The sequence below is a fragment of the Pseudomonas sp. PA-6-3C genome (genome assembly GCF_021605825.1).
Taxonomy (GTDB): Bacteria; Pseudomonadota; Gammaproteobacteria; order Pseudomonadales; family Pseudomonadaceae; genus Aquipseudomonas; species Aquipseudomonas edaphica.
The window spans coordinates 20,781-33,789 of sequence record NZ_WKDV01000040.1 but is presented as its reverse complement, the minus strand read 5'-3'; the positions used below and the strand labels follow the sequence as shown (position 1 = coordinate 33,789).

General features: G+C 60.4%; 14 protein-coding genes. 3 read left to right on the top strand and 11 right to left on the bottom strand.

Annotated features, from left to right (window positions below; genetic code table 11):
• Positions 1-201: 201 nt before the first annotated feature.
• From GIW48_RS23135 to GIW48_RS23120, 4 genes are all read right to left on the bottom strand, one after another.
• Positions 202-990 (bottom strand): ABC transporter ATP-binding protein, encoded by a 789-nt coding sequence (locus GIW48_RS23135; protein WP_236462462.1) that lies wholly within the window; start codon positions 988-990, stop codon positions 202-204.
• Positions 984-1,973: an ABC transporter permease gene (locus tag GIW48_RS23130; protein ID WP_236462459.1), complete on the bottom strand. Its 990-nt coding sequence runs from the start codon at positions 1,971-1,973 to the stop codon at positions 984-986. Before GIW48_RS23130 ends, GIW48_RS23135 begins: the two co-directional genes overlap by 7 nt.
• A complete protein-coding gene (locus tag GIW48_RS23125) occupies positions 1,960-3,018 on the bottom strand; it encodes an ABC transporter substrate-binding protein (RefSeq protein ID WP_170038589.1) in 1,059 nt (352 codons plus the stop codon). Before GIW48_RS23125 ends, GIW48_RS23130 begins: the two co-directional genes overlap by 14 nt.
• Positions 3,019-3,169: 151 nt before the next feature.
• Positions 3,170-4,489: an LLM class flavin-dependent oxidoreductase gene (locus GIW48_RS23120; protein WP_236462456.1), complete on the bottom strand. Its 1,320-nt coding sequence runs from the start codon at positions 4,487-4,489 to the stop codon at positions 3,170-3,172.
• 345 nt (positions 4,490-4,834) lie between these two features.
• Between GIW48_RS23120 and tal the strand changes: the two genes are divergently transcribed.
• Complete coding sequence (tal, locus tag GIW48_RS23115; protein WP_236462453.1) at positions 4,835-5,758, top strand: transaldolase; 924 nt, start codon at positions 4,835-4,837, stop codon at positions 5,756-5,758.
• Between the two features lie 528 nt (positions 5,759-6,286).
• Positions 6,287-6,535 carry a hypothetical protein gene (locus GIW48_RS23110; RefSeq protein WP_138454274.1) on the top strand — a complete coding sequence of 83 codons (249 nt, stop codon included), beginning with the start codon at positions 6,287-6,289 and terminating at the stop codon, positions 6,533-6,535.
• Between the two features lie 60 nt (positions 6,536-6,595).
• On the opposite strand, the gene GIW48_RS23105 is transcribed toward GIW48_RS23110, so the two are convergent.
• From GIW48_RS23105 to GIW48_RS23080, 6 genes are all read right to left on the bottom strand, one after another.
• Positions 6,596-6,964, bottom strand: a complete 369-nt coding sequence (locus GIW48_RS23105) for a lysozyme inhibitor LprI family protein (protein WP_236462450.1) — start codon at positions 6,962-6,964, stop codon at positions 6,596-6,598.
• Between the two features lie 99 nt (positions 6,965-7,063).
• Positions 7,064-7,624 carry a hypothetical protein gene (locus tag GIW48_RS23100; RefSeq protein ID WP_236462446.1) on the bottom strand — a complete coding sequence of 187 codons (561 nt, stop codon included), beginning with the start codon at positions 7,622-7,624 and terminating at the stop codon, positions 7,064-7,066.
• A complete protein-coding gene (locus tag GIW48_RS23095; protein WP_138453531.1) occupies positions 7,621-8,067 on the bottom strand; it encodes a hypothetical protein in 447 nt (148 codons plus the stop codon). Before GIW48_RS23095 ends, GIW48_RS23100 begins: the two co-directional genes overlap by 4 nt.
• 42 nt (positions 8,068-8,109) lie before the next feature.
• A complete protein-coding gene (locus GIW48_RS23090; RefSeq protein WP_138453532.1) occupies positions 8,110-9,297 on the bottom strand; it encodes a sugar transporter in 1,188 nt (395 codons plus the stop codon).
• Positions 9,298-9,408: 111 nt separating this feature from the next.
• Positions 9,409-9,771, bottom strand: coding sequence for a hypothetical protein (locus GIW48_RS23085; RefSeq protein WP_017137735.1), 363 nt, complete (start codon positions 9,769-9,771; stop codon positions 9,409-9,411).
• Positions 9,772-9,857: 86 nt separating this feature from the next.
• Positions 9,858-10,856 carry a bile acid:sodium symporter family protein gene (locus tag GIW48_RS23080; RefSeq protein ID WP_099547751.1) on the bottom strand — a complete coding sequence of 333 codons (999 nt, stop codon included), beginning with the start codon at positions 10,854-10,856 and terminating at the stop codon, positions 9,858-9,860.
• A gap of 85 nt (positions 10,857-10,941) precedes the next feature.
• On the opposite strand from GIW48_RS23080, the gene GIW48_RS23075 reads away from it, so the two are divergent.
• Positions 10,942-11,730 (top strand): AraC family transcriptional regulator, encoded by a 789-nt coding sequence (locus tag GIW48_RS23075; RefSeq protein WP_017137733.1) that lies wholly within the window; start codon positions 10,942-10,944, stop codon positions 11,728-11,730.
• Between the two features lie 127 nt (positions 11,731-11,857).
• Here GIW48_RS23075 and GIW48_RS23070 read toward each other — a convergent pair whose 3' ends face one another.
• The gene (locus GIW48_RS23070; RefSeq protein WP_236462443.1) at positions 11,858-12,871 is read right to left on the bottom strand and encodes an ABC transporter substrate-binding protein; all 1,014 of its coding nucleotides are present in this window, start codon (positions 12,869-12,871) and stop codon (positions 11,858-11,860) included.
• Positions 12,872-13,009: the final 138 nt, after the last annotated feature.

The window sequence follows — 13,009 nt, the reverse complement described above, 5'->3', positions numbered from 1 at the left end:
CGTATTGCTTTAGCAAATCTGCGAAATCGGTTGACTTATGGGTTCTCGCCATCGCTGAAACTCAATTTTCGAAAACTGAGTTGTTCCTTGCGCATGGGGTTGGCGGTGTCAAGGACTATGCAGTCAGACTGTGGGGTTGCGGGACGCGGAGCGTCCCAAGCGGCATTCCCACGCAGAGCGTGGGAACGATCAGACCAACAACTACCAGCTCTCCCCCAACCCCAACAACCCCAGAATCTGCCGGCGTAAATCCACCAGATAGGCATCATCGCGATGCCGAGGATAGGGCCGGTCGATGGTCAACTGCGCCTGGATCTTCGCCGGGCGGTCACTGAATACGATCACGCGGTTGGCCAGCAGCAAGGCTTCTTCCACGTCGTGGGTCACCAGCAACGCCGTGTAGCCCTGGCGCTGCCACAGGTCGATAAGCTCCTTTTGCAGGGTGATGCGCGTCAGCGAGTCCAGCTTGCCCAGGGGTTCATCCAGAATCAGCAGCCGTGGCTGGTTGACCAGCGCACGGGCCAACGCCACGCGCTGGGCCATGCCGCCGGAAAGTTGTCGAGGGTAGGCGTGCGCGAAGGCGCTGAGGCCGACTTTTTCCAGGGCTTGATCGACCTTGGCCGAATGGGTCTTGAGCAAGCCTTGAGCCTCCAGGCCCAGCGCGACGTTGTCCCACACGCGGCGCCACGGGTACAGGGTCGGGTCCTGGAACACCACCACGCGGCTCGGGTCGGGGCCGGTGATGGCGTGCCCATCGGCCAGCAAACGCCCGGAGTCAGCCGGTTCCAACCCGGCCACCAGGCGCAGCAAAGTGGATTTGCCGCACCCCGAAGGCCCAAGCAACGCCACGAATTCTCCGGGCGCCACCTCCAGGGAAACCCGCTCCAATACCGGCAAACGCTGCCCGTCCAGTGCAAAGCCATGGCTGAGGTTCTCAATCCGCAGCGCCAGCCCGGGCGCGGGTTGAACTGCCTGTGCCAGCGCTACCATTTCATCGCTCCTTTCTGCCAGGCCAACAAGCGGTCACGCACCAGGAACAACCCGGTGATCAACCCCGAACAGGCCAGTGCCATGATCAATAATGCCGCGTACATGTTCGCGTAGGCGGCCCAGCCTTGAGCCCATTGCAAGTACCAGCCGATGCCGGATTTAACCCCCATCATTTCCGCCACCACCAAGGTCGAAAACGAGGCCCCCAGGCCCATGAACAAGCCGACAAACACGTGGGGCAACGCAGCGGGAATCGCCACTTTGAAAATCAGGAAGCCCGGTTTGGCACCCGAGGTGCGCGCCACGTCGTAATAGGCTTTATCGACACTCGCCACGCCGGACCAGGTCAGCACCGTGACCGGAAACCAGGTGGCCAGGGCGATCAGGAAAACACTTGCGCTCCAACTGCTGGGAAAAAGGAAAAAACACAGCGGCAGCAACGCCGTCGACGGCACCGGCCCGAGGATACGCAGCACCGGGTGCAACCAGTAGCCGATGCGCGTGGACCAGCCGATGGAGACGCCCGCGACAAAACCAGTCGCCGCGCCCAGCGCCACGCCCGAACCCAGCAGCAAGGCCGAATGCAGCAGGCTGTCGGCCAGGCGCGCATAGTCTTCGACATACACCGCAAGCAAGGCCTGGGGCGGCGCGAAAAACGGCACCGGCAACAGCGCCAGTTTGGCGGTGAGCAGTTCCCAGATACCCAGCAACACGGGCAAGGCAATCAGCCACGGCCCGGCCTTTTGCAAGCGCTGGCCGAGCCGCGAAAAACGCAGGCCCAGCAGGCTCAACAGAATGAACAGCGCAGCCACCGCCACGCACACATTGGCCAGCCCTTGGGTCATCGGCCAATTGCGCACGGCATTGGGCCAATAGCTGATCAACAGTGCCACGGCCACCCAGGCCGCCACCACCGTGGCGCCCTGCCAGCCGGCCTTGAATGTCAGGGTTGGGTTCAGAGTTGTAGCGTCAACTGAAGACATCAGCGGTGATCTCCTTGGCAAACTCCACCGGGTCGGTGCCTTTGCTGATCACCTCGACGGTTTTCAGGTCGGTGACATAGGTGGTGATTTCCTGCGTCAGCGCCGCGCCGACCGCATGGTGGCCGTGGGTATGATCGTGCAGGATCGCCTGCACTTCCTCAGTGGTGGTATTCAGCGCATAAGCCTGGAAGCCCTTGGCGACTTCTTCGGGGTGCTGCACGGAATAATCGTGGGCCTCCAGAATCGCCTGGGTCAGCGCCGCGACCACGCGCTTGTCTTCACGTACCAGCTTGCCGGTGACGCCGACCACGCAGCAGCTGAGGTTGGCGTATTCCTCCACCAGGTTGGTGGACAACTCCCGCGCCACGCCGGACTTGATCAGGCGGTACATGAACGGGTCACTGCCGCTGACCGCCTGCACTTCGCCACGCTCCAGCGCGGTGCCCAGCAGGTCGGCAGGGTACAGGCGCCATTCGACGTCGCGCACCGGGTCGACGCCGTGCTTTTTCAGCAGGATCGAGAAGAAATTGCGGTCGGGGCTGGCCATGTCGGTGACGCCGATGGCCTTGCCCTTGAGGTCCTCCAGCCTGTTCACGCCGCCGTTCGCCGCACTCAGCAAGCGCAGGCAACCGCCGTGGGTACCGGCGGTGAGCTTGACGTCAAAGCCTTGTTCCAGCGCCTTGAGCCAACGCAGCGCCATGCCTATGCCGGCATCCGCCTTGCCGGTGGCGATGGCTTCGAGCAGCACTTCGGTGGAGTTGCCGAAGTTGACCAGCTCCACATCGAGGTTGTGCTTGGTGAAGAAGCCCTGGCCGTGGGCGATCACCACTGGCGCCAGGCACACAGCGTTGAGGTTGACCGCCAGTTTGAGCTTGCGCGGCGCGTCGAAGCGGATGAACTCGCCGGTACCTGCAGGTTCCGCAGGCGTGCCGTGCCCGGCGTGCTCGTCGGCCGCCAAGCCCAGGCTGGGCAGCGCCAGGCCGGCCATGGAAATGCCTGCCATGCCGAGCAAGCGGCGACGGGTCAAGAGATCAAAAGCAGCCATGCGCACTATTCCTTTAAATTGATGTACCCAATAAAAAACACCGCCGCCCAAATGTGGGAGCTGGCTTGCCTGCGATAGCGCAGTGTCAGTCAACAACGGTGCAAACTGACCCACCGCTATCGCAGGCAAGCCAGCTCCCACATAGAGCGCATCAGTCCAGACCGAGGTGCTCACGCAACGTCGAACCTTCGTACGCCGTGCGGAACAGGCCCTTGCGCTGCAAATGCGGAATCACGCTTTCGACAAATTCGGTGAACGAGCCCGGCAAGTACCCCGGCGAAATCACAAAGCCGTCGCAACCGCCTTGCTCGAACAGCTCAGCCAATTGGTCGGCGATCTGCGCGCCGGTGCCCACCAGTTGCGGCACGCGCACGCTGCTGGCGAAGATCCGGCCGAGTTGTTCCAGGGTCAGCTCAGAGCCTTGCATCAGCAGCTTTTCAGCGGCCGCCGCGTGGATCAGCGGCGATTGCGCCACCTCGGCCAGGGTGGCCGACAACGGGAACGGCGACAGGTCCACATTCAGCTGCGAAGCCAGCGTCACCAGCCCCAACTCCGGCCGCGCCAGGGCGTTGTGCTGGTCGCGTTTGGCGCGGGCTTCGGCTTCGCTGCCGCCAATAAACGGCATCACCGCGGTGAGTATTTTGCAGCTGTCGGCGGCGCGGCCTTGTTGCACCACCTGGGCGCGCACGTCATCGCGAAAGGCCTGCATCGCCGCCAGGTGCGGGTTAATGGTAAAAATCGCCTCGGCCCACCGTGCGCCAAAGCGCCGACCCCGCCCGGAAGACCCGGCCTGGATCAGCACCGGCCGGCCCTGGGGCGAACGCGGGATGTTCAGCGGGCCTTCAACCCGGAACCACTCGCCCTGGTGTTGCACCGAGGTAATCAATGCCGGGTCGGCGAGCACGCCGCTTTCGCGGTCGAGCTTGAGCGCGTCCTTGCCCCAGCTGTTCCAGAGTTTCAGCGCGACCTCGACAAACTCATCGGCGCGGTCGTAGCGCAGGTCATGCTCCAGGTGCTTGGCCTTGCCGAACAGGCGCCCTTCGCTGTCATTCATCGAGGTGACGATATTCCACGCCGCGCGGCCCTTGGACAGGTGGTCCAAGGTGGCGAATTCGCGGGCAATATGCGCCGGTTCGTAATAGGTGGTGGAACGGGTCGCGCCCAGGCCGAGTTTGGTGGTCTGGCCCACCAGGTACGACAGGATCGGCAACGGGTCGAGGCGCGTGGCGTCCTGGGCGCCGTAGCGCAAGGCAAACTCACGGGAGCCGCCCATCTGGTCGCCCACGGCCAGGCGATCGGCGAAAAACAGGAAGTCGAACAGGCCTTCCTCCACGACTTTGGCGATACGCGTGTAGTACTCGGGGTCGAGGTAATTGCCGACGGTTTCGGGGTGGCGCCATACCGCGTGGCTGTGCACCACCGGGCCGCTCAACAGGAAGGCTGACAAATGGATCTGGCGGCGTGAGGTCATAAAGCGTCTTCGCGGGAAAGTTCGCTTTTGATTATATTAATCACGCACGATTATGAAAGAATCATATAACTCTATGGTTATGCCCGATTCGTCGGACGCTGCAAAAAGCGCCCTAAGCTCAGATCGAAAGAGTATTTATCGAATGCTTGTCATAACTTTAAGCTTGGCGCTATTTCGCAAGAAAATCGCGGTGATGACGGGCACGCCTTACGCCAAGGCGGTGGATGCGCAGGATGTGCAGACCTGGAAGCCTTAAGGCCGCGACAGGTTTGCACGCGCGGTAAACAGGGCGCCCCGGAAATGGTACAACAGCTACCTTCACTCTTTTCCTGGGGACCGCCGCTCATGACGTCCAAGCTCGAACAACTCAAGCAATTCACCACCGTGGTCTGCGACACTGGCGACCTGGAAGCCATCAGCCGCCTGCGCCCGGTGGATGCCACCACCAACCCGTCGCTGCTGCTCAAGGCCGCCGCCATCCCGGAATACGCCGAGCTGCTGCGCAATGCCGTGAGCCTGTCCAAAGGCAATGTGGGCCTGGCCTGCGACCACTTCGCGGTGTCGGTGGGCGCGGGCATTCTCAAGGTGATTCCGGGGCGTATTTCCACTGAAGTCGACGCGCGTTTGTCGTTCGACGAAGACGCGCTGTGGGCCAAGGCCAACCAGCTGATCGCCCTGTATGACCAGGCCGGTGTCGGCCGCGACCGCGTGCTGATCAAACTGGCCTCCACCTGGGAAGGCATCCGCACCGCCGAGCGCCTGGAAAAAGCCGGCATCCAGACCAACCTCACCCTGCTGTTTTCCTTCGCCCAGGCCCAGGCCTGCGCGGATGCCGGGGTATTTTTGATCTCGCCGTTCGTGGGCCGCATCTACGACTGGTATCGCAAAAACACCGGCCTGGACTACACCGGTGCCGAAGACCCGGGCGTGCAGTCGGTGACGCGTATCTACAACTACTACAAGACCAATAAAATCGACACCGTGGTGATGGGCGCCAGCTTCCGCACCTTGAGCCAGATCGAAGAACTGGCTGGTTGCGACCGCCTGACCATCAGCCCTGACCTGCTGCAAAAACTGGCTGACGATAACGGCGTGCTGCAACGCAAATTGGCGCCGGGTGCAGAAGGCGAAGCGCGTCAGCAATTGACCGAAGCGCAATTCCGTTGGGCGTCGAATGAAGATGCGATGGCGACTGAAAAACTCGCCGAAGGCATTCGCCAGTTTGCGCGGGATCAGGAGAAGCTCGAGGCGGTGCTGGCTGCGCTGTAAGGTACTAAAACCGCATGCGGTCAAATGTGGGAGCTGACGTGTGGCGAGCAGGCTTGTCCTGCGTTGGGCTGCGAAGCGGCCCCGGCTTTTTCTAGCCACCGCGTAGACTGAACGGGGCGGCTTCGCCACCCAACGCAGGACAAGCCTGCTCGCCACAACAAGCCCGCTCCCACAGGAAAGCAGATTACCGCACAGGCGAATGATCCAAATTTTAGATCCCGCCCATTTGCCTGTTGCCCCTGATAACCTCGCACGTTAACCTTTCAACTCGCAGCAAACGCTGCGATTGGACTTGGCGGTCCGACCAGATATAGGCGCAACAGCGCCCCCAACACGATTGCAGGCGCTTTTTTGTGCCCGTGATTTCGTGCAATGGCGGGTTGCGCAGGGACTTCTTCGGAAGTGCCGGGTCCTATATCCCCGGTCCGCCAACCTTGCGTAATCCGCCACCCTAATTCTGCTTGGCGGCAGAAGGTGACGGCTCATTCAGATATAGGAGCAAGATCCATGACTGCACAAGATCGGTATATGCCCATCACAGGCCCCGATTGCATTATCCCTACCCTGCTTATCGACACTCAGGCACCACTGGACGCACTGCATGATGCAGCGGTGTTTCGCATACGGGCAGTCACTCAATTTCTGGAGAACCTGGCGCTTCGCGATGGGCTTAGCAGCGACACTGTTGTGCTGCAGGACTTCGCGTTGCTGTTAAGTATTCCACTGCGTGACGGTTGCGACTTACTCGATGTGATGGGGCGAAGATTGCGAGCGTAGGGCTGTAAAGAAAAATGGGCGACCTCTTGGTCGCCCTCTAACTGCCGCGTCTGGAATGACTCAGAACGGCCCTTTCGTCATCACCCGCTCATCAATGAACCCGCGCAACAGGCCAATCCGCTGCGTATAAGCAGTGCTCAGGCAACTCACTTTCGCCCCGCAGGCATGCCGCTGTTTGAGCCATTCGGCCTGCCCGTCCATCAATGAACCGCGCGCGCCCATGGCCATGAAGTGCTTGTTCAAGTCGTAGAGCAACGCCATGGTCACGTCCTGGTCGTTTAGGCTGACGTTTTTGCAAATCGCAATTTCGTCAGGCGCTTTGGCCTTGCCACAGTCGAAGCTGGCGGCTGAGCTCGCAGGGCTGATCAGCAGCATGGACATGCCGATGACGAAAGCGAATACGGCGGGTTTGATCACGGCGTTCAACATCGGTACTGGGCTCCAGGAAAAATAGGCAACGGGTGCTCTAGGCCCTTAACATGCCTGAAAGTTCTGACCGACGATGCCAGCCCGATAGCCGGTCCTAAATCAGTGCGCGCTTTTTGACTTGTCCAGCGCATCAATGTAAGCCGCCTTCAATGCAAGACCGACTGTGCTCAACACCTCGCCGTTGAGAGACGCACGCTCCTGGCTGATCAGACGCTGCCCTGGCTCTTTCAACTTCAGGCGTGACCAGCCGGCATATCGTGTGCCGCCGATGTCCACCGTAAGGCTCACTTCACATGCGTAGTACTCTGGTGAATTCCAGGTTTTAACGAAGACTCTGTCGATTTCAACGGTAGTTTTCAGAGGCGCCTCAGAGGAAGAACCCACTGATAGCCTGGCGAATTCGAGCCAGTCATCCACAGGCACAGCGGCAAAGCCTTCATATAGACCGACGTTGTAATTAGCCGCATGCCAGACCACTTTGCTTGACTCAGAGCAACGCGTGCAGCTTTCTGCCCCGACGACATTCACGATATCAGCCTGAATAACCCTGCTCTTGATCGCTTCCAACTGAGCCGGCGTAGAGTACGAGGCAAAATGCAGTTGATTCGTCACGCAGCCGCTGAGCAAACCGAGGAAAAGTAAAACGATCAGATGCCTCACAGTCCGTAACCGCCCTTGGAATCAGCCACCGACAGGTCAAGGTAAAGGCATTTAACAATGGCGTTATCGCCCTCGTCATATATATCCGGGATGTAGAAGCTCATTCCCAGTGCCTTCGCGTCAATACCGGCGTTATCTGATAAAAATGCGACTTCGTGAAGGCGCAGCGTCTTTTTAAGATCGTCGCAAGTCATTCCGACCAGGATTTCCCCTTTCCATGAAAATTGGCTGCCTTGGAAAAACTCCACGCCCTTGAGCTGATCAGTTTCATCGTAGTAAAGATGAAGACGCTGTACGTCATAGGCGTCTGTGGTATTCATCGACTCAGCTGTCTTTTTGAACGTTTCGAATGCCTTTCCCAAGATTGCGCGGGCCTGTTCCCGAGGCATACCAAAACGCAGTGAGCCAACCGAGCCCGGTGTTAAAAACTCAAAAGCAGACATCATTCAATCCTTCGAAAACTCAAATTCATCATTGAACAAGTATTACTGGGTACGCGCCACACCCGTCCCAAACCGCCGAATCGCCAGGCAATACCCGATCAACGCCACCGCTGCCAACGCCCCGCCCGCCACGCCGATCCAGGCGAAGCCGAAGTGGCTGCCGACCCAGCTGCCCATCAGGGCGCCGCCGCCGATGCCGATGTTGTAGATGCCGGAGAACATTGCCATGGCCACGTCGGTGGCGTCGGGGGCCAGCACCAGCACCTTCGATTGCATGGCGAGGCCGAAGCCCATGATGGCCATGCCCCAGAAAATGCTCAGTATCACCAGGTACGACTCGGCGCCGCTCAAGGGCAGCATCAGGGTCAAGCAGGCCGCGAGCAGGAACACTGCGCTGACCACGAAAATATGCGGGTTGAAACGGTGCACCAGGCTGAACAGCAGCGAGCCGATGATGCCCGCGCCGCCGAACACCAGCAAAATCAGGGTTACGGCGCCACCGCCCAAACCGGCCACGCCTTCGACGAAGGGTTCGATGTAGCTGTAGGCGGTGAATTGCGCGGTGACGGTCATGGCGGTGAGCACGTACAGCGCCACCAGTGCCGGGCGTTTGAACAGCAACGGCAGGCTGCGCAGCGAGCCGGAGTTCTGGCTCGGCAGCGGCGGCAAGGTGCGCGCCAGCCAGAACACCAGGGCGCCAGCGAACGCGGCGATCACCAGGAAGGTGGTGCGCCAGCCCATGGCTTCACCGAGCAGACGGCCCAGGGGAATGCCCAACACCATCGCCAAAGAGGTGCCAGTAGCCAACAACCCAAGGGCTTGCACCTGCTTGCCTTCCGGCGCCAGGCGCACGGCCAGGGACGCGGTAATCGACCAGAACAGCGCGTGGGACAACGCAATGCCAATGCGACTGACCATCAGCAGGCCAAAACTGTTGGCGACGCTGGAGAGGATATGGCTGGCGATAAACAGGCCGAACAGCACGATCAGCAACTTGCGCCGCTCGACGTTGCGCGTCAGCAGCATCACCGGCAACGAGGTCAGCGAAACGATCCAGGCATAGATGGTGAGCATCAAGCCGACGCTGGCGATGGGCATGTCGAAGCTCGCACCGATGGCGCTGAGCAGCCCCACGGGCACGAATTCGGTGGTATTGAACACAAAGGCGGCCAGCGCCAAGGCGATGACCGGTTGCCAATTGGCTTGGGGCGTTGCGGCTGAAATGCTCATTGGCGGGCGAGATACTCTGGCGATGATCCAACGGCCGCGCAGAACAGCGCCGCCGCCGGGCATTCTATAGGTTTCTTGGCCCGCTGTTGACGCGGATCGTCGCCCGAAGGCTTAGGGCGAGGTCATGGTAATCACGTAGTTGCCCGACTGGATCGCCTTGCCGGCGGCATCCACCAGCAAGTAACTCTGGTTGTAATAACGCCCATCGCCGCTGTCTGCCACCAGCTTTACATGGGCGGCGTTGACGCTGGCCACTGGCGCAATATTGCGCACCTCGAAGCGACTGCCGCGATTGGAACTGGCGCACCCGGTCAACTCCATCACCGCGCCACTGCGCGCATTTGTCGCACAGCCGGGTTCGACGATGGCGCCGCGAAATTGAATGGTGCCCTGCCCTATGGTCTGCGCGGCACCACAGGCTCCCGCCCATAGGCAAAACAGGCCGGTTAATACCGAAATACCTTTAACGTTCATGCCGACACTCCTTATTGGGCTCTCAATAAGGAAGTCGTCTGCTCGGGCGTTAACTTGAGGTCAATCTTCCCAAGGTGTGCGCTGGATCACGGATCGACCTGGCCCATCATCTCGGGGATGCTTTCCGGGCGTTTGGCATAACGCTGCGCCAACGCCGCACAGACCATCAACTGGATCTGGTGAAACAGCATCAATGGCAAAATCAGCACGCCCATGGTCGCCCCGGCGAACAGCACCTGGGCCATCGGTACACCGGTGGCCAGGCTTTTCTTCGAGCCACAGAACAAGATGGTGATGCGGTCTTCCTGGTTAAACCCAAATGCCTTGCCCAGCACGGCGGAGGCCACTAGCACCAAGCCCAGCAACACGCAGCAGGCGACGACCAGACCGCCCAGCTCCCACAACGGGATCTGGTGCCAGATGCCTTCGTTGACCGCTTCGCTGAAAGCGCCATACACCACCAGCAGAATCGAGCCTTGGTCGACGAACTTCAGCCAGGATTTATTACGCCCCACCCACTCGCCAATCCAGCGCCGGGCGATCTGCCCGGCCACAAAAGGCAGCAACAGCTGCACGCTGATTTTCAGGATGGCATCGACCGTCGAGCCGCCATCGCCGTGTACGTTAAGCAGCAAGGTCACCAGCAACGGCGTCAGGAAGATGCCGAACAGGCTGGAAGCCGCCGCGCTGCAGATGGCTGCCGGGATGTTGCCGCGGGCCAGTGAGGTGAAGGCAATCGCCGACTGCACCGTGGCCGGCAGCGCACACAGATACAGCATGCCCATGTACAGGTCGTTGCCGATCAGCGGCGACAGCAGCGGCTTGAGCGCCAGGCCCAACAATGGGAACAGCACAAAAGTCAGGCTGAACACCAGCAAATGCAGGCGCCAGTGCCCGGCGCCAGCGACGATGGCCTGGCGCGACAGCTTGGCGCCGTGCAGGAAAAACAGCAGCGCGATGGCCAGGTTAGTCACCCAGCCGAAGGCCACGGCGGTCTGGCCGCTGGCCGGCAGCAGTGACGCAAGGATCACCGTGGCGATCAGGGTCAGGGTGAAGTTGTCAGGTAGAAAACGCGGGCGGGTCATAAGCAAATCTTCCAGGGGTTGCCAAGAGCATCGCTGCGACTCTAACTTAACGGCCTGTTACCGACTAACGCCAATGAGCCAGTAAATGCCGCCTAAAGGACATGACAAGACGGTCCGACGCAGTGTGCCCGGGCTTTCCAGCCTGCCACGCCCGGTGTATGGCCGCACCGAATCGCTGCCCAACCGCGCACTGACCCGCCGGCACAGCCACCCGTGGGTGCAGTTGTCGTATGCGATTTCGGGGGTGCTGGAGATCCAGACCAGTGTCGGCCGTTTCGTCGCCCCGCCCCAGCGCGCCGTGTGGATTCCTGCGGGCGTACCGCACCGGGTGTTCAGCTCACCGCACACGGAAATGCGCAGCCTGTACCTCGATTGCAGCGTCACCGCCTGGGCGGCCGAGCGTTGCCAGGTGCTGGAGGTGAGCAGTTTGTTGCGCGAGTTGATCCGCAGTTTCAGCGAGTTGCCGGTGGAGTATGCCGAGGACGGCCCGGACGGGCGGCTGGCCCAGGTGGTGCTCGACCAACTGGCGGCCGCGCCCCAGGTGGATTTGATGCTGCCGTTGCCCCATGACCCACGGCTGCGGCAGATTTACCGCAGCCTGAACCTGCACCCGGAGCAGCAGACCACCCTGGGTGACTGGAGCCACAAGCTTGGGGTCAGTGAAAAGACCCTGAGCCGGTTGTTTTTGAGTGATACAGGCCTGACCTTTCGCGCCTGGCGTCAGCGCCTGCGCTTGCTCAGCGCCCTGCCCGCGCTGGAGCAAGGCGAGCGGGTGACGGATGTGGCGCTGGGGTGTGGGTATGAGTCGACGTCGGCGTTTATCAATGCGTTTCGGCAGCAGTTTGAGTCTACGCCGGGCGAATTCTTCCGCTGACACATAGACAACAACGATCCACTGCGGGAGCTGGCTTGCCTGCGATGCAGGCACCTCGGTGTGTCAGGTACACCGAGTTGATGCTATCGCAGGCAAGCCAGCTCCCACATTGGCTCCCAATTACAAATCAGCTGCCATCACCACCATGGGCTTCCTCAAAGAAGTAATCCTTCCAGCTCGCCGCCTTGTTCTTCAACACGCCCAATTCCTGCAACTTCTGCGCATAGATAAACGTCCGCTGCGGCACGATGGTGAAGTCGATTTCCGGGTCCTGGACGATTTTCTCCAGCAGGTCCAGCGGCAGCTTGGATTCCTCTACGCGAATATACGTCTTGGCGGCCGCAGGTTTATCGGCCTTGATGATCTTCTCGGCCTCCGCCAGCGCGTCATAAAACGCCTTGTAGGTCTTGGGGTTGTCATCGTGAAATTTCTGCGTGGTGTAGAGCACGTTGAACGACGCCTGCCCGCCAAGAATGTCGTAGGAACTGAGCACCTTGTGCACGTTAGGGTTCAACAACTCCTGATATTGAAACGGCGGGCTGGAGAAGTGTGAATTGATCTCCGAACCACCGGCAATCAACGCCGCCGTGGCATCCGGGTGGGCCAGGCTGATGGAGATGTCGTCGAACTTCTTGAAATTGGCATCGCCGAACAGCTTGGCCGTCTCTATCTGCAAGGTGCGCGACTGGAAACCCACGCCGGCGGCCGGCACAGCGATGCGGTCTTTCTCGGTGAAGTCCTGCAGGGTCTTCACGTTGGGGTTATTGGTCAGCAGGTAATTGGGCATCGAACCCAGGGAGGCGATGGCCTTGACGTTCTGCTTGCCCTTGGTGCGGTCCCACAGGGTGAGCATCGGCGGCACACCCGCCGAGACCACATCCAGGGCGCCGGCCAGCAGCGATTCATTCATGGCGGTGGCGCCGGAAATGCTGTTCCATTCCACCTTGATATCCAGGCCCTGCTCCTTGCCATGTTTTTCGATCAGGTGCTGGTCGCGCACCACGTCGAGGATCAGGTAGCCGATACCGAATTGCTGGGCAATGCTGATCTTGCCTTCGGCCTGGGCGCCGGGGCTGAGCAAGGCGCTCGCGGCCGCCAGGGACGCGGCCAACAGGGTCAGGGAGGAACGCTTGAAAGTCATGGGAATCTGCCGCGTTTTCGAGAAGGTGATAGAGCCTAGCGACGAATTTTAAGACTGGAAAAGAATATCGGGATCTATTGTTATGCTAATCATCCCCAAAATGCCGTGTGGCTGTTATTGTGCCGCGCTTTGAAATAC